The following is a 23,487-nucleotide window of genomic DNA, read 5'->3' as shown; positions in this document are numbered from 1 at the left end:
TGCTCCTCAGACTGTTGGCGCAGCTGTCAGGTCTGCGGATGGCATGCTTGCTGCTGGCTGGGCAGAGAACAGCCCCGCCATCGCGGCAAAATACACATCTTCCAGATCGGCAGAAACCGGGGCATAGCCAGGGTCTGGCTGTGAATCGGCATACACATGTATCAGCGTGCGGCCCGACGTCAGGCGGCTGGAAATGACCTGGTATTGTTGCTTGTAGTTTGCCAGTTCAGCTTTTTCTATAAACCGGTTCCAGATTTTTCCCTGTATCTGTTCTATCAATGGCAGGGGTTGTCCGGTCAGTACGACAGTACCCTGGTTGATGACTGCCATGTGATTGCATAAATCGGATACATCTTCAACGATGTGAGTGGACAGAATGACGATTTTTTCGCTGCCGATATCGGATAGCAGATTGTGAAAGCGCACGCGCTCTTCCGGGTCCAGCCCGGCTGTGGGTTCATCGACAATGATCAGCCTGGGGTCACCCAGCAATGCCTGTGCAATGCCAAATCGCTGGCGCATGCCGCCCGAATAAGTACCCAGATGCTTGTTCCTGTCCTTGTACAGATTGGTCTGGTGCAGCAGGGCTTCCACCACTTCCTTGCGCTGCTTGCGATTGTCCAGGCCCTTGAGCAAGGCAAAATGATCGAGCAAGTCATAAGCGCTGACCTTGGGATAAAGGCCAAAATCCTGCGGCAAATAACCGAGCACCCGCCGGATCTGGTCTTTGTTTTCACGAATATCGAGCTTGTCCAGCGTGGCAGTGCCAGAATCGGCATCCTGCAAGGTCGCCAGGGTACGCATCAGCGTGGATTTGCCAGCACCATTGGGCCCCAGCAAGCCAAACATACCGGCAGGTATAGTCAAGTTGATATCGTTCAGGGCTTGTACGCCATTGGCGTATTTTTTTGACAGGTGCTGTATGCAAAGTTCCATAGCCTTATCCTTCTTCTATAGGTTCTTGTTTATAGTGACTTTTGAAGTGCCAGGCCCCTGACAGATGTGCGGGGTCGATATCATGTTATTAAGTATAAACAGGCTTGTGCAGGCATGTGACGAAATAGCGCGTGGGAGGAATGAAATACGGAAATATCAGTTTGAAACAGGAACTGTCCGTCTGACCTGAAGCCAGTTTCTACTGAATTGCTGCAAGTTTGCTGTCGTTCAGTTATAATGTGCGCTGGCGGGCCCCTGCGCATTGCGGCATGGCCAATCTGGTCAGGTCGGGAACGAAGCAGCCACAGTCATTTCCCGCAAGTGCCGCAGACCAGGCTCGCCAACTCTGATTTATTCCCTCTTTCTGCCAAAGCAGTTCGCTCTTCTTCTCCCTCACGCTTACACATCAGCGCTATGCAGCTTGTGTCTTGACACGTACTTTTCTTGCATTCAGATAATTTGAAACTAAGACTCTGAACAAGCAGCTATTTACTGACTTTCCGCTTTAGATACCAGGCGTACCACTCTTGTCTTTTGCGCCCAGGGAGCACAAGGCAATCCCGGACTACCGCCTTACCCCTGCGTATTCGTTGTCGCACCTGTACGGATGAAGTGTGTCCTGAAAAGGCATGAAACCGGCCTGCTGTACTGGCGCAAAAACACGCAAAGCATAATGGGACGCAGGTCCAAGAAATGGGGACATGGGGTCAAATCGAGCAGGGTATTCCTGATATATCCTCGAATCGGCGCGTCTGAATTTAATTTGCCCATCACACTGGCAAGGAAGCCAGGGGATGGCAGGCAAACCATCAAGGATTGTGCAAGGTCCTTCCGGTGACACATCAACAGGGCAATCGCACAAAGGTATAGGGATGTTTCGGAACGCGGGATTGCAAGTACGAAACCAGACCGGCATTTAACTCGAACAGAGGGAGCTTTACCATGTCGAACAAGCCAGAAAGTACTCCTCAGGGAAATTTCTTTGACTGTACCATCAAAGCGGGTTACTACGATTTTATTGGTCCTGGCATTGCGCAACATACGTTTGCTATTGCCGAAAAAAATGGTAATACGTATGCGATGCCTTGCTTTGGTTCATTTGCGCTCAGGGAAGAAGAACGCGGCCACAGGGGCGTTGCATACCGTGCAGAATTATGGTCGCCCTGGATCATCGGCTCACAACGTCAGGGGCAGGATCTTCCTGCCAACTTGTCGGTCGCACTGGGAATGGCGCAATTTAATCTTCTCCCGGGATATGACTGGAAGGTGGCGGATTGGGATACCTACTGGGCGGGCCTTTCCGCACCATTGCGCGGCCTTAGCCCTCAATCCTGGGCTGGCCTTATCTACGGCGTGCATGGCGTCTGTCATCAAGCCTGCAACCGGATTTTATGGGCTTCCCGACTTGGGGCTTTCAATTACACACCTGTCAACTGGCCACCGAGCTTCTCGGCCAGTTACTGGGCTTACGGATTTTATGGCGGTGCGACAGAGTACGCTGCCACCATTCTGGCAACTGCGCTGGTGATCAAGGCCTTGCTGGGTGAGTCGAATGAAGCGATGGATCGCCTGAAGCGCTCAGAGCAACTGGCGCGCGATGTCATGAATCATCAGACGCGCATTGGTCTCGCAGACCATTCGGAAGGCGCGATACGTCAGCACCATGTGCAGGTCATCCTCGATAGATTACCGCAAGACTTGCAAATAGCATCTCCGTCAGCGGTTACCGAGATAATCAGGTTCGACAGGGCGTTCAGCAAAGAAAAGCTGACCCTGGACAACGACATTATTTTGACTAACCATACAAATTACCACGATACCTATGCGGCGGAGCTAAATGGCAAGTTCTCCGAATTACTTCAAAAATTCAGACAAGTCATGCCCACTGAAACCTTCAATACCCTGTTCCCTGACGTCCCTGTAGGACGCAGCTTCACCCTTATTGAGCGCAAGCTGATGCACGAAGACTATCGTCGGTTACTTGATTGAAATAGGGGTAAAAGAGATGGATAATGTAATGGCATTGGAAGCAGGACCACGTATTTACGTCGATATCAGGGTTTTTTCAAAGAACTTATTTTCAGCGCGTGCGTATCGGTTGCAGGGCAATCCAGCCCGCGAGGGGGTTGCTTTTTTTGATGTGCCTGCGCAATTCAGGATTCCTCTGGAGATTGTTGCTGTCGACAATCATAATCCTCGCCTCGGTGTTTGCCTTGCGGCTCAGATTCAAGGACATACCTGGTATCTGACAGGGCAACACAGCCCTTATTCACGAGGCACTGGATCTGGTCCTGTATTTGAAATGTCTCAAGACAGGGGACAGGCCGTGCGCCTCCATCTACATTTTAATATTGGAGAAGACATCCTGGTGATGAAGAAAGCCAGCGGCGAAGCCTTCACCCTCGATACACGTGGATATGGCCTGTCTTTTCAGGCGTTTCAAGGGCAAAACAATCCGCCAATTTATCAGCATTTTTCGTGTAAGCTGACACGGGAAGTATTCGCCATCCAGAATCCTGACTCTGGGCATGTATTTACTTGCATGGGTGCCACGCCGGGATCGCTGGTCACCGCAATTCCCGACGCGGGTAGCAAAAAACAGCGCTGGACGGCTGATTTTGAAAGAGGAATGCTGTTGCACAGCGCGACAGGGTTTGCACTGGATGTTGAGCAAGGACAGCACCAGAGACTTTGCATCAACACCCCGAATCGCCATAGTGATACCCAGCGCTGGGTATTCCAGGGCAGTTTCCTGGTGCAGGTCCGCAACGACCTTGTATGTACAAGCCATGAAAGAGTCAAAAACCTGACTCTTGAACCAAGGGGCGGGAGGGTGAATCCACTTCATCAGGAATGGCGTATCGAAACCATGTCTGATTTGGAGGGGTGACAGGTCGTATTGATGCTTTCTGTACTCAGTCGCGGGTAACCAGGCAGGTAATCCAGTCTGCATAGTCACCTTCTTCCTTGCGTATACTCCAGGGGGCAGCTGTTCGGCCAGAGTAGCAGTCATTTTGTTGAGCACGTACATCGCTTGGGGAGATACCGAAGGCACGCCGAAAGCTGCGGCTGAAATGTGCCTCATCCCTGAAGCCGCAGGCAAAGGCAATTTCGTATATCCAGCGCGGCTTGCCGGATGTCTGCTTCAGCGTCGTATAAGCACGCTGCAGGCGGCGATTCTGGATATAGTTACAGATGCCGCCAAAGGGTTCAAACAAGCGATACAGTGTGGTTCGTGACAAGTGAAAGGCAAGCGCCAATGTGTCGGGGTTGAGTGATTGCTCATTCAGGTGTTCGTCGATGTGATGTTTGATCAGGTTGCGTAGGCTGGTGTCGATCTGAGCGTGCGCAACATTGAGCGCGTCAGCGGTGGGCCGGAAACAGGCACCGATCATACCGGTCACGGCATCGGCAACGGACATCGCCTGTGATTGTCTGACCTCAGGCAAATGTTGGCAGAGCGAGGTGAAGTGATCAGCGAGCAGCTTGCCCAATACTTTCTCTCGCTTTAACACGGCACCGTGCAATGCGCTGGCGTTGGGCAACACGGCTTCCATGGCACCGCGCGGCACCACCAGCGTATGCGTGCGCGAATTGGTCGTGCGGGTGCTCAGCGACTGGCCCAGATCAAGGATGCAGATATCTCCTGCTCGCATGAAGATTTCGTGGTTGCCATTGGTTTCACCCGTATAGCCGCCTTCCAGGTATAGCTGAATCAGAAAGTGATCGAGCCCATCCTGGGCAATTTTTTTGCGTGAGCGCTGGAAGGCTTGCGGTGAATAGCGGGTGTCACCAAATACCATGGCACCAAGGTGGTAGGCATTGACTGAAGCAAAGAAAGGCTGTGATTCGGCACCGGGAGGGCGGCCAACGTCAAACATCACCGAGATACTGTCTTGCCAGGCTGTCCAGCGGTCAACCGGGGCGGCCATTCCTGTGTCGAAAATGCCGCTGGGCAGGAACCTGTTCATGGCGTCAGACTCCTGAGGGATGGCTTGGGCTTGGCCTTGGTGGCTGGAGTGGGTTTGCAATGAAGCTCCTTGTCACTGTCTGGTGAGGTCTTTTATTGACTAATTCAAGGTTTCAACATTGCTAATAATGCATTATTGGTTTAATTTTTGCAATACGCTTTTGTGGCTATTCTGGAACGAATGACGCGATGGTATCGACTCCCTGCGAGTGCCGCAGACCGGACTCGCCAATTCAGATTCTAATCTTTATTTGCTGCCCAAACAGGTCCACTTTTCCTCCTTCAAATGCTATGTGGACCGGTATACATAGACAATTCATAGACAGTTTTTCTTGCCTGTAATCAGGCCGATGTCGGGCGGTCACTGACTTCAGCCATCGGGCTGATCACCAGCGCCAGCAAGACGATCACTACCAGCAAGATACCGCTGCTCATGAATAGTTGAGGGATGGTAACGCTGCGCATCAGCCAGCCGGTGAAGGCTGCCGATACCGGGCCTATGCCCATGAAGATAAACATGAACATGCTCATGGCGCGGCCTATCATTTGTGGCGGCACCTGCTTTTGTATCCAGGTAAATACTGCCACATGCAGGAAGCCACCCAGGGTACCCACGGCCAGCAAGATGCAGGCACCTTGCCAACTGGCATGAATGAGGCCCATGGGGATGAACAGCAAGCCGACGATGAAATCGATCAGCAGGATGGTGCGCCCCAGATTGCCGAAGCGCAGCCCCGGCCTGATGCCCGACAGTGCCATGCCCAGCAGCGTACCGGCACCGTGGGCACCGGCCAGCAAGCCCAGCGTGCTGGCGCTATTGCTGAGCTGGCTGGCCATGACGGGTAAGGCGATCTGTATCGGCCCCATGATGAAGAAGGCAATCGCCGCCCAGTAAATGAAGCAACTGCGCAACTGCTGTTCATTCCAGCAGTAACGCAAGCCTGTCAGGACGGATTGGAATAACTGCTTGGTCCCGTTGCCTGCCTGTTGTGGATGCTGGCTGGCAGACGGCGATGCTTTCATGGTGACCTTGCTCAGTGTCCAGGCCGAGAATGCATAGGTAAAACAGTCAAACAGGAAAGCCGCGGCCAGGCCATGCGCGTCGCTGACCATGCTTTGACTAGCTGTACCAAACAATGCAATCAGCAAGCCCGCCAATACCGGGCCGATAAACATGGTGAGCTGACGCAATCCCAGCATGACACCGTTCGCGGATTGCAACTGTGCAGCCGGCACCACTCTGGGTAACATGGATGTGCCAGATGGAATACTGAAAGCAGTGGAAATACCCAGACCCAGTGCCAGCCCATACACCATCCACAATTCCAGCCGCCCGATAAACAGGAGCAGGCTCAATATGCCAAGCAAAGCAGTATTGATGTATTTGGTCTGCAGCATGACAGTCTTGGGAGAATAACGGTCCACCAGTGCACCACCTATCAGGATGAAGAGTGCGCGCGGGACGCTGATCAGGGCCAGCACGATGCCAAGTATCAGTGTGTCGTTACTCATCTTTAGCACCAGCCAGGGCAGGGCAATGAGGGTGAACTGGTCACCCAGCATGGACATCGCACCACCGCCGATCAGCCAGCGAAAATTGCTGTCCCTGAAGATGGCTTTGCGTTCGTCTTGCTGTGTTGTGGCTGGAGTTGTAGCCGGCGTTGCAGCTTGTTTCGCAGCTTGTTTCGCTTCCATGATTATTTTTTCCGCGTAGTTGTATTTTTGGGTTGATGATTGTTTTGGTCCAGGACAACCAGGCCTTCTCTTGCATAGCGCAGCAAGGCCGTAGTGAGCCCGCCACCCATGCCCAGTTCTGGTTCTTTTTCATGGATGGCCCGGACTTTGATGATGGTCGGCAAATGATGGCCCCAGGCTTCCGTGAACAGGGCGCGCCATCGAACCAGGATGGCCTGGCTGTCTGGATGTTCTGGCGGCAGTCCCTGCGCCATTTTTTGCCGCAAATCGGAAAACACCTGCGTCCAGGCATTGGCATTCTTGAAGAAGGAAGCGCGGAAATATTGCAATTCTTCTTCGCTCAGGTATTTGCGATAAATTTCATATCGCACCTCGATTGATGACAGGGTGATGTAATCCATCATCTCGTCATCCACGCCGCTCAGTGATTGCAGCGAAGGTTCATTCCTGTGCATCTGGGAGAATTTGTTGAGCAAACGTGCATCCGGCATGAGCCTGCCCATGGTGGCTATCCATTGCCTGGACATGGCCATGGCGCGCGCATCGGAGGGGGGAACCTTGTTGTCCAGCAATGCACGGGCAGCTCCAATCAGGGGGCGCATGGTGACATCCAGCTTGCCGTGCTGCTCCTGTTCCAGCTCACGCATGTGGGTGATTTCATCGCTACTGAAATATTTACCTATCAGGCTCATCATTTCCAGCGTCGATAACCAGTATTCGAGATTGGGTTCCTGTTTGGATTTCAATAATATGGCCAGCTCTTGCAAACGGTCGTGCAATTCCACGCTTTGGGCGATTTGCTGTTGCAGGCTGGATATCTGTTGTTCAATCACGCTTTGCAGGTCGGCATTTTCTCCATTGATGACGTCGGCCACCTCTGCCAGCGACAAATCCAGGCGGCGCAGGGCCTGAATCCGGTGCAGTCTTTTGATATCGGCGCTGTCGTACAGACGATACCCGGCTTCTGACCGCGCCGAAGGTTTCAGCAAGCCTATCTTGTCGTAATGATGCAGTGTGCGTATGGTCAGGCCGGTACGGCTGGCCAGTTCGCCGATTTTCAATTGCATGCTTGATCTCCTGTATGGTGAAGACTATAAAGCCTTACATAAGGTCAGGGTCAAGCGCTATCTGAAAAATAAAAAACCTGACGACCAGGACAGGCGTCAGGTTGATGTGAAGCACTGGATTTCAGTGCTGTATTGCTGTCAGTGCTTGATTTCGGCAGGCGCTTGCGTACCTTCGGCGACCGTAGGGGCGACAAACAGTTGGGCGCAATCGACGGGGTCGAAGCCATAGTGTTTGCCACAAAAATCGCAATTGATGTCCAGTTTGCCCAGTTCCGTGATGGCGGTACGCACTTCGTCTTCCCCCAGCATTTTCAGCATATTGCCGACTTTTTCACGGGTGCAGTTGCACTGGAACTGTGGGTACAGTGGATCGAAAACCCGCAGGGTTTCTTCCCAGAACAGGCGGTGCATGAGTGTGGCGATATCGGTACTCAGCAATTCTTCCTGTTTCAGGGTGTCGCCCAGCATGACGGCGTGGTTCCATGCTTCGGTTTCATCTTCAACCTGGGCTTCGGCACCGCCGGTTTTGGGGAGCTTTTGCAACAGCATGCCGCGCGATACTTGCGCATCGGCTGCCAGCCATAGTTTGGTATCGAGCTGCTCTGAACGCTGCATATAGTTTTCGATGACGGTGGCAATGCTGTCGCCATCAAGCGGTACGATGCCTTGATAGGCTTGCTGGCCTGGCATTTTGTCATTCGGATCCAGGGTGATGACGAAACGGCCCTGGCCATGCGCGTGGATCAGATCACTCAGCGTGGCGTGGTCGGCAATGTCTGCATGCTCACTGAGTTTGGCTGTGGCGCGCATTTTCAATTCGGCATCGCATTCGACGACCAGCAATTTGACCGGGCCATCACCGTGAATCTGCATGATCATGGTACCGTTGAATTTCAGATTGGCCGTTAGCAGGGCAGATGCTGCCATCAACTCGCCCAGTATGGTTTGTACCGCGCGCGGATAGGTATGGCGTGCCAGAGTTTGTTGCCAGGTGTCGTTCAGTTCTACCATTTCGCCACGTACGCCGGCGTGTTCGAACATGAATTTTTGTAAGGTGTCAGTCATTGCTTCTTGCTTTATGGTTGTGGCCGGGTCAGGCGATGCGTTTCAGTTGTGTTTTAAATGCTTGTCCGCGCTGGACATAGGTGTCTGCATTGCGGCGCAGGCCGGCAATATCTGCTTCCGTCAGGGTTCTGACGGCCTTGGCAGGTGAGCCTATGATCAGCGAATTATCGGGGAATTCCTTGCCTTCCGTGACCAGGGCACCGGCACCCACCAGGCTGTTCTTGCCAATTTTGGCACCGTTCAGGATAACCGCCTGTATGCCTACCAGCGAGCCTTCACCAATGGTGCAGCCATGCAGCATGGCCTGGTGGCCGACGGTGACGTAGTTGCCTATCGTCAGTGGATAGCCGGGGTCGGTATGCAAGATGCAGGCTTCCTGGATGTTGCTGTTTTCACCCACGGTAATCAATTCATTGTCACCGCGTATGGTGACGTCAAACCAGATGCTGGCATTGGTTTCGATTTTTACTTTCCCTATGATATTGGCGCTGTCGGCAATATAGGCAGAGGCATCGATATCGGGCGCAATTTCGCCAAGTTGGTAAATAGGCATGGTTATTCCGTAAAATAGCACATTGATCAATCCCGTATTGTAAACTGCCCTGTACCTGCCTGCCTGACTTCAGCTTTATATGATAAATAAACTTACTAATGAACTAAGAATTACTGCACTTGCTGCATTACTGGAACCTGACCCCCTGCTCAAATGTGCAGCCATTCATGCCATATCGCCCGAGCCTGCGATTGCGCTGGATGCCGTGCTGGACGAGCCGCCAGGCGTACCCGGTCGCCCGGACAAGCCAGAACTGGTGTCACCCGGCAAGGTGGGGCGCAGGGCCATGACTACGGTTGAGGGCAGGGCCATCCTGATTCATGCGCTGGCGCATATAGAATTGAATGCCGTCAATCTGGCTGCCGACATCATCTGGCGCTTTCCTTCCATGCCCAGGCAGTTCTATCTCGACTGGCTGAAAGTCGCCAAAGAAGAGGCTTATCATTTCCAATTGCTGGAAGCGCATTTGCGTGTGCAGGGCTTTTGCTACGGTGATTTTCCGGCGCATGACAGCATGTGGGAAATGGCGAGAAAAACCAGCACGGATTTACTGGCGCGACTGGCACTGGTGCCGCGTACGCTGGAAGCACGGGGTCTGGACGCGACCCCGGCTGTCATGGCCAAGCTGGCCCAGGCGGGTGATCAGGCAGCAGCAGACATCCTGGCCATCATCCTGCGCGATGAAATTGGTCATGTCGCCATCGGCAATTACTGGTACAAGACTTTGTGTACACAGCAGGGGCTGGATGTCATCACTACGTATGCTGAAATGGCGGTGCGCTACGCGGCCCCCGTCCTGCGCGGGCCATTCAATCTGGAAGCCAGAAAAGCTGCCGGCTTTGATGACGATGAGTTGCGCGCCTTGCAGGATATGGCGTCCCGCTCATAATGGATTTTAATCTCCGGCCCGTACGCTGCCTATGCCTTCGACCGATTTGCTGACATTGCGCGGGTGGCCATAATAAGTCAGGGTACCTATGCCCTGTACCGAGGCATTCAGGTTGTCGCGTGCGTTGACGGTCACGGCACCCACACCTTCCACGCTGGCATCAACCTGCTCTGCGATCAGGTCCTTGGCTTCTACCAGACCCACGCCCTGGGCCTTCAGGGTAAAGGATTTCACCTTGCCAGTGGCGGTCAGCATGCCGGCGCCTTCATACAGCAAAGTGAAGTGAGAGCCGGAAATATTGTTCAGTGTGGTTTTACCCGCACCTTCCATTTTAAAGCGGACCAGTTCGGGAACGGAAATGATGACCTGGGCATTGTCTGATACCTTGATGGAATTTTTTTCCTTGTAGGAAATCACCAGTTCATCACCAAAGACTTCGGTGACCACATTGGCAAGAAATTTCTCGTTTCCCTTGATCTGTATCGATTGGGTCTTGCCGACTTCTACCTGCAGGTTGAAGGCACTGCGGCTCTTGATGGATTTAAAAGCGGGAAGCGTGCGGTTTTGTTCATCAGCAAAAGCAGATGTAAAAGCAGACGTGCCAAGCAGGATGACAGGCAGTAACAGTGATTGCAAGAAAATGCGGCGCATGGTTGCTCTCCAAAACAGGGATAATCGGGTAAGTAGCTGTCGTCAACACGACGTTGCAGCAACTGATAAGGAAGTATTACCCGATTCATTCCCGCTGACAGCTGTTTTGCGATGAATTGCAAAAACAGGGTTCTGAGCCGTAAAAACGCGGCTTATGCCGGATTCAGGCGTTCATAGTGCAGCATGTCCATCCATACGCCATTGCGGAACACCGATGAATGTGAATGGCCATATTCATGAAAGCCGCACTTGCGCATGATGGCCTGTGACGACAGGTTGTCCTCTATGACCACGGCTTCGATGCGCTTGAGTTTTAAATCGGTGAAGGCAGTGTCGACAACTGCCTGCACGGCTTCAGTGGCAAAGCCCTTGCCACCATGGCGCTGGCTGAAGCGATAGCCCAATATGGCCTTGTGGTAGTGCTCGGTCTCTATGCCGCGCAAGGTGACGCGCCCCACAACTTCATTGTCCAGCCAGGCCAGGAAATGAAATTCCCGCTTGGTGCTGGCGGCATACAAGGCTTGTTGCAGGCTGGAGCTGACTTCATCCAGATGATAGAAAGCGTCGCCCCGACCGGCTATCCATTGTTCAAAGTGGGCGCGATTTTCCTGCTCAAAGGCCAACACCGCTTCGGCATCACTGGATTTGACCAGGCTGATTCTCAAGGCTGAACTCATAGATGTCATTTGTCATTCATGGTTGATAAGTTGCTGATTGTAATGGATGCTTAAAGTTGTTGCTGATCCTGTCGTAACCAATAGTAATATCCCTATATTGAGTGCGCAAATGGCAACCTCCTTCTCAATGGCAAACCGTATCGTGCTTGCTTTAAGCGGCGCATTCTTCACTGCGCACTCCCATGCACAAATGGCCGATCCCGGTTTGCCGCCCGCTACAACGGTGGTGCTGACCGGTTTTGCCGTCAACAAACCGATACAGGTGCAGGATGTGGATGATATGGCGCAGGGCTTCCCCAAAGAGGTAGCGCGCCGGCTGGCACAGAATACGCCATGGCAAATACGCACTGCGCCCCATCTTTTATCCTTTGACTGGCAGCAGGATGTACCAAGTGGCAAGCTTTTGAACCAAATGGGTGCTACCTATGCCAGCCGCTATGTGGTGGCTGGTGAAATTCGCAATGCCGGTACAAAAAACGATACCATTCTGTTTGGGCTGATGCAAAAAAAGACACGGGCGATTGAGGTGGATATCCGTATTTACGATGCGCAGTCAGGCAAGCTGCTGGCACGACAGGATTTTTCCAGGACCGTGGCCGGTGACGTGACGATAGGCCGCGAGCACGTGTTTGGCGGCGCAGCCTTTAGCTCAACGCTGTACGGCAAACTGATAGGCGAAGTGGCAGACCAGGTAGCCAGCCTGGTCAGTACCACGATTGTGGCGCAGCACTGATCAGACATCACCAGCAGAACTCAGCGGGCCTGCCTGGCCCTTTCTTCTTCACGCAAACGCAGTATGCGGCGCTGGACCTTGCCTGTGGTGGTCATGGGCAGGGCATCGATAAATTCAATCTCTTTCGGGTATTCATACGGTGCCAGTTTGCCGCGCACATGGTTTTGCAATTCTGCAATCAATGCATCACTGCCGGCATAGCCGGTGCTTAAGACGATGTAAGCCTTGACGATATTGCCTCTTTCCTGGTCGGGTTTGGGGACGACCGCCACATTGGCAACAGCGGCATGCTTGACCAGGCAGTTTTCTATTTCAGACGGACCTATGCGGTAACCGGCAGCCTTGAACATGTCATCGGCGCGACCCTGATACCACAGGTAGCCATCGGCGTCACGCAGGGCAAGGTCACCGGTGCGACACCAGTCACCGGTAAATTTATTCCGCGTGGCCCCATCATTTTTCCAATACCCCAGGAAGAATACCGGATCAGGATGGCCGTATAAATCATAGCGATGCATGGCCACTTCACCTGCTACGCCGGTGGCGGTTTCCTTGCCATCATCATCAATTACGGCAACCCGGTGACCGGGGTAGGGCCGCCCCATGCTGCCAGGGCGGGCTGGCCATAGTTGATGACTATTACCGACGATGTAGTTCATCTCAGTCTGGCCAAACATTTCATTCGGTGTCACTTCCAGGGCCTGCTCACACCAGTTGAACACGGCATCGCCGACAGCTTCACCGGCACTCATGATGGCGCGCAGTGCAAGCCGGTATTTTTTCCTTGGTGCCGGATCTGCCTTCATCATCATTTTCAGGGCCGTGGGGAACAGGAAGGTATTCGTGACCTGGTATTTTTCCAGCAGATAGTAGGCAGTGTCGGCGGAAAAACGTCCCTGATAACCCAGGATGGGTTTGCCAAAATACAGGGTGGGCAACAGGGCATCCATGAGCCCACCTGTCCAGGCCCAGTCTGCCGGTGACCAGAACACATCATTTTCTTGCGGGAACCAGTTTTGCGAAGCGACAAAACCGCTCAGGTTGCCGATGATGGCCGAGTGGGGAATCAGTGCCCCTTTGGGTGCACCGGTGGTGCCACTGGTATAAATCAGGATGGCCGGATCACTGGCGCGGGTCCGCACGATGTCACATCGTTTGGGCATGGCCGGCATATGCGTGTGCCAGTCTATGCTGGGAGGTAAATCCGGGTTGCCTGGGCAATCGATGCTGATGACGGTTTTCAGGTCAGGGCATTGCATGCGGATTTCTTCAAAAGCCTTGATGCCACTGCTATCCAGAATGATGCCTATGGCCTGGCTGTGCTTGAGGCGAAATTCCAGCGCTTCGGGCCCGAACAGGAAGGATAAGGGCATGACGATGGCACCGATCTGCAGGCAGGCCATGATGGTGATGGCGGTTTCTGGTCTTTGCGGCAAGATGCAGGCAACCACATCGCCGCGCTGCACACCTTCCTGACGCAACAGATGGGAAAGCTGGCTGGCCTGTTGATACAGTTCTGTATAGCTGAGGCTGCGCTGATTTCCCTCGCTGTCTTCTGACAGGATGGCGGTCAGCCCGTGCTGTCCGGCCCAGCGATGACAGCAAGCTTCAGCGATATTGAAATAGTCTGGAACTTGCCACCTGAATTCATGGTACAGCTTTGCATATTGATCAATTTCATTACTGTTTTTGCGTTTGTCCAACTGCTTCATCCTGTCTCCGTTATAATAATCGAACGGTCGTTCTATTGTTGCTGTATTCGCATGCTCAAGCATGGCATGAATACAATGCTACTTGATATTGCGGCTTGTCGGCTGCTCTTGTCCGTCTTTCTTGATGAAAAATTTAAATTCCTATGAAGCCTTTCACTTCCGAGTCACGCTCCTCCTACGTTGAAATTCGTGGTTTGCAATACCATGTGCGCCATTGGGGGCCGGAATCAGAATCAACACCTAAAATCGTGATGTTGCATGGCTGGATGGATGTATCTGCCTCCTTCCAGTTTGTAGTCGAATGCCTGAAGCAGGAATGGCATGTGATTGCCCCTGACTGGCGTGGTTTTGGCCTGACAGAATCACCGAAGGCCGATACTTACTGGTTCCCTGATTACATGGGGGACCTGGATGCCTTGTTACGGCATTTTTCACCGACAGAGCCGGTCAATTTGCTGGGACACAGCATGGGTGGCAACGTGGCTGGCCTGTATGCTGGCGTCAGGCCGGAAAGAGTCAGCAAATTGATTAATCTGGAAGGCTTTGGCATGCCGGTCACGCATCCCAAGCAAGCGCCTGGCCGTTACCGGAAATGGCTGGATGAGTTGCAGGATCAACCACAGTTGCGCACCTATGCATCCCAGGCAGAGGTGGCTGCCCGTCTGCAGAAAACCAATCCCCGCCTGTCGGATGAGAGAGCGGCCTTCCTGTCTGGTCACTGGGCAAAGGAAAGCAGTACCGGGTGCTGGGAAATACTGGGTGACCCGGCACACAAACAAACCAGCCCCTTACTGTACCGGGTAGAGGAAGTGATGGCATGCTGGCAAAAGATTACTGCACCGGTATTGTGGATAGAGGCGGATGACACCAATGTCTGGCACTGGATGGGGCCGAAAGAAGAGGCGCGCATAGAAATCGACCGCCGCCTTGCACATATTCCACAGTTGCAAAAAGAAATGATTGTGGATGCCGGACATATGCTGCATCATGATCAACCAGAAAAACTGGCAGAACTGATAGAGGCATTTTTGGCCTGACAGGACAAATTTCGATGGTGGATTGAAGGGCTGGGGAGTGCAAGCCGGGCTTATGGGTTACACTCTGGGGACTCGATTTACTTTCCTACTTTCAGTCCAGCATCATGAGCGAATTACCGACCTACGGTTTTACTACGACTATCCTGCACAGTGATCGTCAAAAAGAAATAGAGCACGGCTCTATCCATAAACCCATCCATAGTTCTGTCATGTACGGTTACAAGGATGCGCGTGATCTTGCCGCCGTATTCCAGAACAAGCAATCCGGCTATCGTTATGGCCGCCAGGGCAACCCTACGGTATCTGCACTGGAAGAGAAAATTACCAGGATGGAAGACGGTTACGCCAGTATCGTGTTTGCCACCGGCATGGCGGCGATAGGTGCAGTGTTTCAGGCCTTGTTGCGCCAGGGTGATCACCTGGTTTCTTCTTCTTTTTTATTTGGCAATACCAATAGCCTGTGGCAAACCATCGGTGCACAGGGTATCGATGTGGCCATGGTGGATGCCACCAGTGTTGATCGCATCGCGGCCGCGCTGACACCGGCAACCCGCATGGTGTTTGTCGAAACCATTGCCAATCCGCGTACCCAGATTGCTGACCTGAAGCGGATTGGTGATCTGTGTCGTGAAAAAGGTATTTTGTTTGTGGTCGATAACACCATGACCTCGCCTTACCTGTTCCAGCCTAAAACCGTGGGTGCGGGTCTGGTTGTCAATTCCCTGACAAAATCGATTGCCGGACATGGCAATGTGTTGGGCGGTGCGCTGACTGATACTGGTTTGTTTGACTGGTCTGCCTATCCGAATATCGCTGCCAATTTCCGCAAGCAGGCGACGCAGATGCAGGGTATGTCGCAGGTCAGGACCAAGGCTTTGCGCGACTTTGGCGCTTCGCTGTCGCCAGATGCGGCGCATCAGATTGCCGTGGGCGCAGAAACCATCGCTTTGCGCATGGAAAGAGAATGTGCGAATGCCCTGGCCCTGGCCAGCATGCTGGAGGCTGACCCGCGGGTTGCCGCGGTACATTACCCCGGCTTGCCTTCTCATCCCCAACATCAATTGGCGAAAGAATTATTTCGCGCCTATGGTGCCTTGTTCAGTTTTGAACTGAAGCCAGAGATTGATTGTTTTGATTACCTGAACCGCCTGAAGCTGGCCATCAATGCCACCCACCTGGGGGATACCCGCACTTTGGTGATTCCGGTTGCCCATACCATTTTCTTTGAAATGGGCGCCGAGCGTCGTGCTGGCATGGGAATCGCCGATTCACTGATCCGGGTTTCTGTTGGTATCGAAGATACCCAGGACTTGCTGACTGATTTTGCACAGGCGTTGGTTGCTTGATGCCTGATTGTTAACATCATTGACAGTATCGTCGGCAGAGCCTTGTGTTTTGATCCCGCATCACCACTTTTGAACTTAAACCCTTGCTCGTGGCCTGATGATAAGGCTATCTGGAAATTGAATCAGCCTGTCGGGGGCTTATAGGACTGCGCAAGACTGCCCAAGACTGCGGTTTTGAGGGTGAGGCAAGGTAATACTAGGTAATACAATAAGGTAAATATGTTCCGACTTTCTCTCAGTATGACGATGCGCGACTGGCGTGCCGGTGAATTGCGCTTTTTGTTGATAGCGCTGATGGTTGCTGTCGGTTCTCTGGCATCGGTCGGTTTCTTTACCGACCGCATGCGCAGCGGGCTGAACCGTGATGCGCATCAATTGCTGGGTGCGGATTTGCTGGTGGGGGCAGATCAACCCATCAATCCCGAATGGCGCGTGGAGGCCGAAAAACGTGGCTTCAAAATTGCAGAAACCCTGGCTTTTCCCAGCATGGCGCTGGCAGGCAAGGGCGATGACGCGATATCCAAACTGGTGTCCTTAAAAGCGGTCAGCAACGATTACCCTTTGCGTGGTAACTTGAAACTGAACAAGGGCGAGGCAGAAATCGCGACCAGCGATGTCCCGCCATCTGGCACGGTGTGGGTGGATCCGGCGCTATTGTCGGCATTGAATCTCAAGCTAGGTGAAAAAATCAAACTGGGTGAATTGCAGTTGACCGTTACCCAGACCATTGCATCGGAACCTGATCGCGGTGCCGGCTTCATGAATTTTGCTCCGCGCGCCATGATATCGCTGAAAGATATCCCAGCCAGTAACCTGATACAGAATGGTTCACGCGTCACGTATCGCTTGTTGATCGCGGGCGAGCCCAAGGCCATTGCCAGTTACCAGAAAGAATTGCAAAGTCGCATAGAAACCGGGAAACTGAAAGGCGTGCGCCTGGAGTCGCTGGAATCAGGGCGACCAGAAATGCGCGCCACGCTGGACAGGGCAGATCAGTTCCTGTCGCTGGTGAGCCTGTTGTCAGCCATGCTGGCTGCGGTGGCGATTGCCATGGCGGCGCGGCGTTTCATGCTGCGGCATCTGGATGCTTGTGCCATGCTGCGTTGCCTGGGGCTGACACAAAACCAGGTTACCAGTATGTACCTGATAGAGTTTTTCATGCTGGGCCTGTTGGGTAGTGCTGCGGGTGTGGCGCTGGGCTTTGCCGGTCACTATGTATTGCTGGAATGGCTGGGTAAACTGGTGGCCAAGGATTTGCCAGCGGCTAACTTCCTGCCTGCTTTGCAAGGTATAGCCACCGGCTTGCTGTTGTTGATAGGCTTTGCCTTGCCACCCATACTGCAATTGCGCAATGTGCCGCATAACCGTGTCATACGGCGCGAGCAGGATGCGCCCAAGGCCATGACCCTGATCAGCTATGTGCTGGGTTTAAGCATGTTCATCGGTTTATTGTTGTGGCAGACAGCAGATGTCAAGCTGGGGCTGATGACAGCCGCCGGGTTTTTGATCGGCTTGCTGGTCTTTGCCCTGGTCGCCTGGCTGGGTATGTCTTCGCTGAAGCGCTTGCGTCCGCTGTTCAATCATTCTGCCTGGCGCTTTGCCATTACGGCCCTGCAAAGACGGCCTGGCGCCAGCATCATACAGGTGGTGTCGCTGGCACTGGGTTTGATGGCCCTGTTATTGCTGACCGTGGTGCGGGCTGATCTGATCACCGCATGGAAAAAAGCCACGCCGGCTGACGCGCCCAACCAGTTCGTCATTAATATTCAGCCTGATCAGAGAAATGAGATCAACACCAGGCTGCAAAACTTTGGTAAGCCGCTCATGTATCCGATGATACGTGGCCGCCTGATACAGGTGAACCAGCGTGCTATCGACGGCAACAGTTATGTCGAAGATCAGGCCAAACGCATGGTGGAACGCGAATTCAATCTCTCCACCATGAATGAATTGCCCGCCCTGAACAAGATTACTGCTGGTACCTGGTTTGACGACAAGAATGATGCTAGTACAGCCCAGGCAGAAGCCTCGGTTGAAGAGGGTATCGCCAAAACCCTGAAGTTGAAATTGGGTGACAAGCTGGTGTTTGACGTTGCCGGACAAAAAGTCAGCGCTGCGGTTACCAGTCTGCGTAAGCTGGACTGGGGTTCCATGCGGGTGAATTTCTTCGTCATCATCAATCCCAAGGCAATGGCAGATATGCCGCAGACCTGGATCACGGCTTTCCGTTTGCCAGACGCCAACAAGACTTTTGTCAACCGCCTCATGCTGGATTTTCCCAACCTGACTGTGGTGGATGTGGGGGGCATGATCAAACAATTGCAGGATGTGCTGGACCAGGTGATTATGGCGGTCGAATTCTTGTTCCTGTTCACACTGGCATCGGGCGTACTGGTGTTGTACGCAGCACTGGCTGGCTCGCAGGATGTGCGCACGCGTGAAGCCGCCTTGCTGCGCGCGCTGGGGGCCACCCGCAAGCAGTTGTCGCAGGCGCAGTGGATAGAGTTTCTGCTGATAGGTGGCTTGTCCGGTGTATTGGCAGCGTCTGGTGCTTCTGCCATAGGATGGGCACTGGCACGTTTCAGCTTCAATTTTGAATGGACTTTCTCGCCCGTTGTCTGGCTGGCAGGTTTGCTGATAGGTGCAGCTTGCGCCACGATAGGCGGCTGGCTGGGTTTGCGCAATGTGTTGAATCAGCCACCTTTGCTTAGCCTGCGTGAGGCCTGATTGGTACAAGCCAGGTCCTTCACTGAAGGATGAGGCACTTGATGCCTTTTCCCCTTGCTGTACCGGGCGTGCATTGCTTGCCTGATGGCGTTAGTAAAATAGACTTTAGGATTTGCAATGGAAAAACAAAGCTTACAGCTGTACGTGGATGCACAATTTACCAGCCCCTATGCCATGTCGGTTTTTGTTACCCTGCATGAAAAAGGACTGGAATTTGCTGTGCGTACCGTAGACCTGGACACAAATGCACAGCATACCAGTGACTATGCGGCGAAATCGCTGACACAGCGTGTGCCTACCCTGGTACACAATGACTTTGCCTTGTCGGAGTCATCTGCCATCACCGAATATCTGGATGATGTTTTTCCCGGCATTGCGGTGTATCCCAAGGATATCAAGGACCGCGCAAGAGCGAGACAGCTACAGGCCTGGTTGCGCAGTGCTCTGATGCCGATACGGGTTGAACGCAATACCCAGGTCATCTTTTATGGCCAGCGTCTGGCACCCTTGTCAGATGCCGCCAAAGCAGCGGCACAGCAGTTATTTCTGGTCGGAGAATCGCTGTTGAAAGAGGGGACAGACAATCTGTTTGGCACATGGTGTATTGCCGATCTTGATCTGGCGTTGATGATCAACAGGCTGGCCATGCATGGTGATGACGTGCCAGCAAAACTGGCCAATTTTGCGCATCAGCAATGGCAAAGGCCATCTGTACAATTGTGGATGCAGCAGCAAAGACCCGCCTTGCAGGCATGAGCGGCAGGAAGTCTGATGAGTACCGATACTGACAATAATGAAGAAGCACAGGTCAATTTATATGAATTGATCGGTGGGGCAGATAAACTGCGGGCACTGGTTGATTGCTTTTATGACCTGATGGAACTGGAAGCCGAATTTGCTGGCATACGGGCTTTGCATCCCCTGTCCATGGATGGTTCACGCGACAAGCTGTATTGGTTCTTGTCGGGATGGATGGGCGGCCCTAATCTGTATATCGAGCAGTTTGGGCACCCGCGCCTGCGCGCCCGTCATTTGCCGTATGCAATTGCCAGCAGTGAGCGTGATCAGTGGTTGCGCTGCATGGCCTGGGCCATGGAAGATCAGGGAGTGACAGAAGACTTGAAACTGCATCTGATGCAGTCGTTTTACCAGACCGCAGACTGGATGCGAAATCATCCGGGTTAGGCATTTCACCTTTACTATCTTTTCCTCGTACGAAATCTTTTATGAGTATGTTTGAAACTGTTATCCTCCTCGCGCTGCTGGTGTTGATGGTGCTGCTTATCCTGGTGTTGATGCGCAGCAAAGCTGGCAACGATGCCGCTGGCCTGAAAACCATCCTCGACCAGTTGCAGCAAACGCAGCAGCAGGCGCAATTGACGCAAGAACGCAGCGAGCGGTCCTTGCGCGAGCAGATGCAACTGACTGCACAGACCAGTCGTCAGGAACTGGGTAGCAACTTCACGCAGTTGCAGCAGGGTTTGGCCGCGCAACTGACCAGTGTCGCCACCTTGCAGAACAACCAGATCGACGCTTTTTCCCAGCAACTGGTGAAGCTCAATGAGACCAATGCATTGCAATTGGAACAGATACGGCATGCCTTTACCTTGCAGGGGCAGGTTGGCCGCGAAGAGCAGGCGCAAAGCCTGAAACGTTTTGGTGACAGCCTGAACCAGACTTTGTTGAACCTGACTGAATCCAATGCGCAACGCCTGAATGAGATCCGTACCACGCTGGAACAAAAGATACAGCAACTGCAGGCAGACAATGCCGGCAAACTGGAAGAGATGCGCAAGACCGTGGATGAAAAACTGCATGCCACACTGGAACAGCGGCTGGGTGAATCATTCAAACTGGTGTCTGATCGCCTGGACAAGGTACATCAGGGCCTGGGTGAAATGCAGCAACTGGCGATTGGTGTCGGCGACCTCAAGCGGGTGCTGACGAATGTCAAAACCCGTGGTACCTGGGGTGAAGTGCAACTGGAAATGGTGCTGGAGCAGATGCTGACACCGGATCAGTATGCAAAAAATGTAGAGACCGTGCCAGGAACAGGTGAGAGGGTGGAATTTGCCATCAAGCTGCCCGGCAAGGAAGATAACAAGGCACCGGTATGGTTGCCGATTGATGCCAAGTTCCCCAAAGAACAGTATGAACGCTTGCTGGATGCTGCCGAGCGTGCAGATGCAGAAGGCGTCGCGCAGTCGGGCAAGGAACTGGAACGTGCCATACGCAGTGAAGCCAAGACCATTGCTGAAAAATATCTGTCGCCGCCTTTGACGACAGACTTTGCCATCCTGTTCTTGCCTACCGAAGGCTTGTATGCAGAAGTCATGCGCCGCCCGGGGCTGGCAGATGATTTGCAGCGCACCTTTCGCGTATCGATTTCCGGGCCTTCAACCCTGTCGGCATTGCTGAACAGCCTGCAAATGGGTTTCCGCAGCCTGGTGCTGGAACAGCGCTCGTCCGAAGTCTGGCAAGTGTTGGGGGCAGTAAAAACGGAATTCGGCAAGTTTGCCGATGTGTTGACGGCGACCAAGATGGCACTCGAAAAAGCCGCCAAGAATATCGATCAGGCCGAAGTCAGAACCCGCCAGATGACACGCAAACTGAAGAGTGTAGAGGCCTTGCCAACCGATGCCGCGCAAAGCTTGCTGGGTACCAGCATTGATGCTGCAGATGCAGATGCCGAGCTGTAAAGACTGGAACTTAATCCTGATCCTGCAACTTGCCCGGTTTGTCCCCTAACAGGTAACGTGCGCCATTACCCCTGGTTTTGGCGATGTCTTCCGGGTTGTACAAGGCGCAGGATTTCAGTGACAGGCAGCCGCAGCCTATGCAGGATGTCAATTGATCACGCAGGGCGGTCAAGGCATTTATGCGATTTTGTATCAAGCCTTGCCATGAGCGTGACAGTTTTTCCCAATCCTGCTTGGTCGGTGTTCTTTGATCTGGAAGGCTGGCGAGTGTGTTCTCTATTTCTTCCAGTGTCAGTCCGGCTGTTTGCGCCGCCTTGATGAAGGCGACGCGACGCAATACTTCTCTGGCAAACTGACGGCGCTGATTGCCGCTGCGTACACTGCTGATCAGGCCGCGCGATTCGTAAAAACGCAAAGCACTGGCGGCCATGCCCGAGCGTATCGCCAATTCACCTATGCTGATCAAACTGGTATGTGCCTTGTCAGCCATTTTTCCTCCTGAAGAAACTGCTTGACTTAAAGTTCACTTTAACTTGCATACTGTTTTTACACAATCATTTCATGGTGACTATGTATGAAAACTTTAGCGACTTATCCGGTGCTGCGCCATCTTCTTGATGAAAACAGGCAGTTTGCCCTGGTGGGGCGGGGAACCGCCAATCATTGCCCCATGGCCCTGACGGCATTGGCTGCCATGGGTGCCAGTGCAGAACGTCTGGAAGAATTTTTTGACTATTGGCGCGACCATTATTCACTACCCGCAGAAACCCCGCTGCAACAGATTGACTATGCTGATTTTGCATCCTGCCTGGGTAACCGACCCGTGTTCAGTGGCTTGCAAACCTGTTTCCTGCACCGGATTGCAGAGCGGGGCAGTAGTGAGGTAGTACGCGAAGTGTTGGCAGCTATTCCGGTGGCACCGGCGACTACAGCGTTTCATGCGCTGATACGTCTGTCATATGGCTTGCAGTCCGGCCATGATGCAGAAATTGCTGCCGGGCTGGCGGCACTGGTAGTCGCCAATTTTGCTATTGATATCGCTATGCATGATCACCTGCCTGCGGCTTCAGTCGCCGATGGTTTCAAACAGATTGCCGATCATATGGGCGGCAAGAAATTTGAAAGACGCATGATTGCCGAGAGGATGGCAGCCGTCACCAAGGACAGCCGCTTTGTCAAGAGCTTGCCTGCCACGCCTGTGACTGCACAACTGCTGGATGATTTGGCCGGCTGGGCGATTGCTGCTTACTGGCAAACCGGCGATTTCACGATTTTACATATGGTGACAGGTGTGCATGCGATCAGGCAGTTGATTCCCTACCTGCATCCCTTGCGCCGGCAGGCTTTATACAGTGATACATGGCTGGCCCTGTGCGTGGCCTATGCCTCGGTAGGTGCGCCGGCGTTGCGTTCGGAGCAGGAATGTTTGCATAGCCTTAAGCAAGCCAATTTCCAGGCGCAGTCGTGGGATAGTTTGTTCAGGCAGGCGATTTTGAATAACGATGACCACGCCATCAAATTTACCTATACCTGTTCCCGTGAATATGGCTTGCATGCAAATCCCTTGTACCAGGCAGCTGCGATGCGTATGCTGGATATAAGAACGCATCCCTAATGATGAAATGAGTTCTAAGAACCTGTTTACGGTCTGTAGCAAGCGTCAGCGGGGTCAGGGTAACAAAAGCGCAGCGCAAAAAGCGGAATGTACTTAAGACCATGAGCATTTTGAG

At 53.1% G+C, this 23,487-nt stretch carries 21 protein-coding genes and 1 other RNA gene; 12 read left to right on the top strand and 10 right to left on the bottom strand.

The annotated features are described in order from the left end of the window. Positions 1 to 6 precede the first annotated feature (6 nt). The gene (locus ACO0LM_RS04280; RefSeq protein ID WP_423034607.1) at positions 7 to 936 is read right to left on the bottom strand and encodes an ABC transporter ATP-binding protein; all 930 of its coding nucleotides are present in this window, start codon (positions 934 to 936) and stop codon (positions 7 to 9) included. Positions 937 to 1,182: 246 nt separating this feature from the next. Between ACO0LM_RS04280 and ffs the strand changes: the two genes are divergently transcribed. From ffs to ACO0LM_RS04265, 3 genes are all read left to right on the top strand, one after another. After that, positions 1,183 to 1,281: signal recognition particle sRNA small type (gene ffs / locus ACO0LM_RS04275), an RNA gene on the top strand. 597 nt (positions 1,282 to 1,878) lie between these two features. Continuing rightward, complete coding sequence (locus ACO0LM_RS04270; protein WP_423034605.1) at positions 1,879 to 2,925, top strand: hypothetical protein; 1,047 nt, start codon at positions 1,879 to 1,881, stop codon at positions 2,923 to 2,925. Between the two features lie 28 nt (positions 2,926 to 2,953). Further along, positions 2,954 to 3,826 carry a hypothetical protein gene (locus tag ACO0LM_RS04265; RefSeq protein ID WP_423034603.1) on the top strand — a complete coding sequence of 291 codons (873 nt, stop codon included), beginning with the start codon at positions 2,954 to 2,956 and terminating at the stop codon, positions 3,824 to 3,826. A gap of 25 nt (positions 3,827 to 3,851) precedes the next feature. On the opposite strand, the gene ACO0LM_RS04260 is transcribed toward ACO0LM_RS04265, so the two are convergent. From ACO0LM_RS04260 to ACO0LM_RS04240, 5 genes are all read right to left on the bottom strand, one after another. Beyond that, entirely contained in the window at positions 3,852 to 4,907 is a 1,056-nt protein-coding gene (locus tag ACO0LM_RS04260; RefSeq protein ID WP_423034601.1) for a helix-turn-helix domain-containing protein, read from the bottom strand. A 341-nt stretch (positions 4,908 to 5,248) separates the two neighbouring features. Then, a complete protein-coding gene (locus ACO0LM_RS04255) occupies positions 5,249 to 6,601 on the bottom strand; it encodes an MFS transporter (protein ID WP_423034599.1) in 1,353 nt (450 codons plus the stop codon). 2 nt (positions 6,602 to 6,603) lie between these two features. Then, positions 6,604 to 7,668, bottom strand: a complete 1,065-nt coding sequence (locus ACO0LM_RS04250) for a MerR family transcriptional regulator (RefSeq protein ID WP_423034597.1) — start codon at positions 7,666 to 7,668, stop codon at positions 6,604 to 6,606. Positions 7,669 to 7,806: 138 nt separating this feature from the next. Next, a complete protein-coding gene (gene hslO, locus ACO0LM_RS04245) occupies positions 7,807 to 8,733 on the bottom strand; it encodes an Hsp33 family molecular chaperone HslO (protein WP_423034595.1) in 927 nt (308 codons plus the stop codon). 28 nt (positions 8,734 to 8,761) lie between these two features. Next, positions 8,762 to 9,286, bottom strand: coding sequence for a gamma carbonic anhydrase family protein (locus ACO0LM_RS04240; RefSeq protein ID WP_423034593.1), 525 nt, complete (start codon positions 9,284 to 9,286; stop codon positions 8,762 to 8,764). 79 nt (positions 9,287 to 9,365) lie between these two features. Between ACO0LM_RS04240 and ACO0LM_RS04235 the strand changes: the two genes are divergently transcribed. Then, on the top strand, positions 9,366 to 10,175 hold the full coding sequence (locus ACO0LM_RS04235; protein WP_423034591.1) for a ferritin-like domain-containing protein: 810 nt from the start codon (positions 9,366 to 9,368) through the stop codon (positions 10,173 to 10,175). Positions 10,176 to 10,181: 6 nt separating this feature from the next. Here ACO0LM_RS04235 and ACO0LM_RS04230 read toward each other — a convergent pair whose 3' ends face one another. Both ACO0LM_RS04230 and ACO0LM_RS04225 read right to left on the bottom strand, forming a co-directional pair. Beyond that, complete coding sequence (locus ACO0LM_RS04230) at positions 10,182 to 10,826, bottom strand: GIN domain-containing protein (protein ID WP_423034589.1); 645 nt, start codon at positions 10,824 to 10,826, stop codon at positions 10,182 to 10,184. Positions 10,827 to 10,978: 152 nt separating this feature from the next. Then, the gene (locus ACO0LM_RS04225) at positions 10,979 to 11,512 is read right to left on the bottom strand and encodes a GNAT family N-acetyltransferase (protein ID WP_423034587.1); all 534 of its coding nucleotides are present in this window, start codon (positions 11,510 to 11,512) and stop codon (positions 10,979 to 10,981) included. 100 nt (positions 11,513 to 11,612) lie between these two features. Between ACO0LM_RS04225 and ACO0LM_RS04220 the strand changes: the two genes are divergently transcribed. Further along, on the top strand, positions 11,613 to 12,236 hold the full coding sequence (locus ACO0LM_RS04220) for a flagella assembly protein FlgT middle domain-containing protein (protein ID WP_422986992.1): 624 nt from the start codon (positions 11,613 to 11,615) through the stop codon (positions 12,234 to 12,236). 20 nt (positions 12,237 to 12,256) lie between these two features. Here ACO0LM_RS04220 and ACO0LM_RS04215 read toward each other — a convergent pair whose 3' ends face one another. Then, complete coding sequence (locus ACO0LM_RS04215) at positions 12,257 to 13,948, bottom strand: acyl-CoA synthetase (RefSeq protein WP_423034585.1); 1,692 nt, start codon at positions 13,946 to 13,948, stop codon at positions 12,257 to 12,259. A gap of 143 nt (positions 13,949 to 14,091) precedes the next feature. On the opposite strand from ACO0LM_RS04215, the gene ACO0LM_RS04210 reads away from it, so the two are divergent. From ACO0LM_RS04210 to rmuC, 6 genes are all read left to right on the top strand, one after another. Continuing rightward, positions 14,092 to 14,985 (top strand): alpha/beta fold hydrolase, encoded by an 894-nt coding sequence (locus tag ACO0LM_RS04210; RefSeq protein WP_423034583.1) that lies wholly within the window; start codon positions 14,092 to 14,094, stop codon positions 14,983 to 14,985. 104 nt (positions 14,986 to 15,089) lie between these two features. Continuing rightward, positions 15,090 to 16,331: a cystathionine gamma-synthase family protein gene (locus ACO0LM_RS04205; RefSeq protein WP_423034581.1), complete on the top strand. Its 1,242-nt coding sequence runs from the start codon at positions 15,090 to 15,092 to the stop codon at positions 16,329 to 16,331. 219 nt (positions 16,332 to 16,550) lie between these two features. Then, complete coding sequence (locus tag ACO0LM_RS04200; RefSeq protein WP_423034579.1) at positions 16,551 to 19,058, top strand: ABC transporter permease; 2,508 nt, start codon at positions 16,551 to 16,553, stop codon at positions 19,056 to 19,058. Between the two features lie 117 nt (positions 19,059 to 19,175). After that, entirely contained in the window at positions 19,176 to 19,814 is a 639-nt protein-coding gene (yfcF, locus tag ACO0LM_RS04195; protein ID WP_423034577.1) for a glutathione transferase, read from the top strand. Between the two features lie 15 nt (positions 19,815 to 19,829). Beyond that, entirely contained in the window at positions 19,830 to 20,243 is a 414-nt protein-coding gene (locus ACO0LM_RS04190; protein ID WP_423034575.1) for a group II truncated hemoglobin, read from the top strand. 41 nt (positions 20,244 to 20,284) lie between these two features. After that, positions 20,285 to 21,757, top strand: coding sequence for a DNA recombination protein RmuC (rmuC, locus tag ACO0LM_RS04185; protein ID WP_423034573.1), 1,473 nt, complete (start codon positions 20,285 to 20,287; stop codon positions 21,755 to 21,757). Between the two features lie 10 nt (positions 21,758 to 21,767). Here rmuC and soxR read toward each other — a convergent pair whose 3' ends face one another. Next, a complete protein-coding gene (gene soxR, locus ACO0LM_RS04180; RefSeq protein WP_423034571.1) occupies positions 21,768 to 22,247 on the bottom strand; it encodes a redox-sensitive transcriptional activator SoxR in 480 nt (159 codons plus the stop codon). A gap of 84 nt (positions 22,248 to 22,331) precedes the next feature. Between soxR and ACO0LM_RS04175 the strand changes: the two genes are divergently transcribed. Then, a complete protein-coding gene (locus tag ACO0LM_RS04175; RefSeq protein ID WP_423034569.1) occupies positions 22,332 to 23,372 on the top strand; it encodes a questin oxidase family protein in 1,041 nt (346 codons plus the stop codon). The last annotated feature ends 115 nt before the right edge of the window (positions 23,373 to 23,487 follow it).

Source organism: Undibacterium sp. Di26W, assembly GCF_049340265.1.
In the GTDB taxonomy this organism is placed as follows: domain Bacteria; phylum Pseudomonadota; class Gammaproteobacteria; order Burkholderiales; family Burkholderiaceae_D; genus Undibacterium.
The sequence above is the reverse complement of the archived record's forward strand: the minus strand, read 5'-3'. Positions and strand labels throughout refer to the sequence as shown.

What these genes read in the sequence shown, in the direction of transcription:
- ACO0LM_RS04280 (WP_423034607.1), bottom strand. Translation starts at nt 936, where the DNA reads ATGGAACTTTGCATACAGCACCTGTCAAAAAAATACGCCAATGGCGTA.
- ACO0LM_RS04270 (WP_423034605.1), top strand. Translation starts at nt 1,879, where the DNA reads ATGTCGAACAAGCCAGAAAGTACTCCTCAGGGAAATTTCTTTGACTGT.
- ACO0LM_RS04265 (WP_423034603.1), top strand. Translation starts at nt 2,954, where the DNA reads ATGGCATTGGAAGCAGGACCACGTATTTACGTCGATATCAGGGTTTTT.
- ACO0LM_RS04260 (WP_423034601.1), bottom strand. Translation starts at nt 4,907, where the DNA reads ATGAACAGGTTCCTGCCCAGCGGCATTTTCGACACAGGAATGGCCGCC.
- ACO0LM_RS04255 (WP_423034599.1), bottom strand. Translation starts at nt 6,601, where the DNA reads ATGGAAGCGAAACAAGCTGCGAAACAAGCTGCAACGCCGGCTACAACT.
- ACO0LM_RS04250 (WP_423034597.1), bottom strand. Translation starts at nt 7,668, where the DNA reads ATGCAATTGAAAATCGGCGAACTGGCCAGCCGTACCGGCCTGACCATA.
- hslO (WP_423034595.1), bottom strand. Translation starts at nt 8,733, where the DNA reads ATGACTGACACCTTACAAAAATTCATGTTCGAACACGCCGGCGTACGT.
- ACO0LM_RS04240 (WP_423034593.1), bottom strand. Translation starts at nt 9,286, where the DNA reads ATGCCTATTTACCAACTTGGCGAAATTGCGCCCGATATCGATGCCTCT.
- ACO0LM_RS04235 (WP_423034591.1), top strand. Translation starts at nt 9,366, where the DNA reads ATGATAAATAAACTTACTAATGAACTAAGAATTACTGCACTTGCTGCA.
- ACO0LM_RS04230 (WP_423034589.1), bottom strand. Translation starts at nt 10,826, where the DNA reads ATGCGCCGCATTTTCTTGCAATCACTGTTACTGCCTGTCATCCTGCTT.
- ACO0LM_RS04225 (WP_423034587.1), bottom strand. Translation starts at nt 11,512, where the DNA reads ATGACATCTATGAGTTCAGCCTTGAGAATCAGCCTGGTCAAATCCAGT.
- ACO0LM_RS04220 (WP_422986992.1), top strand. Translation starts at nt 11,613, where the DNA reads ATGGCAACCTCCTTCTCAATGGCAAACCGTATCGTGCTTGCTTTAAGC.
- ACO0LM_RS04215 (WP_423034585.1), bottom strand. Translation starts at nt 13,948, where the DNA reads ATGAAGCAGTTGGACAAACGCAAAAACAGTAATGAAATTGATCAATAT.
- ACO0LM_RS04210 (WP_423034583.1), top strand. Translation starts at nt 14,092, where the DNA reads ATGAAGCCTTTCACTTCCGAGTCACGCTCCTCCTACGTTGAAATTCGT.
- ACO0LM_RS04205 (WP_423034581.1), top strand. Translation starts at nt 15,090, where the DNA reads ATGAGCGAATTACCGACCTACGGTTTTACTACGACTATCCTGCACAGT.
- ACO0LM_RS04200 (WP_423034579.1), top strand. Translation starts at nt 16,551, where the DNA reads ATGTTCCGACTTTCTCTCAGTATGACGATGCGCGACTGGCGTGCCGGT.
- yfcF (WP_423034577.1), top strand. Translation starts at nt 19,176, where the DNA reads ATGGAAAAACAAAGCTTACAGCTGTACGTGGATGCACAATTTACCAGC.
- ACO0LM_RS04190 (WP_423034575.1), top strand. Translation starts at nt 19,830, where the DNA reads ATGAGTACCGATACTGACAATAATGAAGAAGCACAGGTCAATTTATAT.
- rmuC (WP_423034573.1), top strand. Translation starts at nt 20,285, where the DNA reads ATGAGTATGTTTGAAACTGTTATCCTCCTCGCGCTGCTGGTGTTGATG.
- soxR (WP_423034571.1), bottom strand. Translation starts at nt 22,247, where the DNA reads ATGGCTGACAAGGCACATACCAGTTTGATCAGCATAGGTGAATTGGCG.
- ACO0LM_RS04175 (WP_423034569.1), top strand. Translation starts at nt 22,332, where the DNA reads ATGAAAACTTTAGCGACTTATCCGGTGCTGCGCCATCTTCTTGATGAA.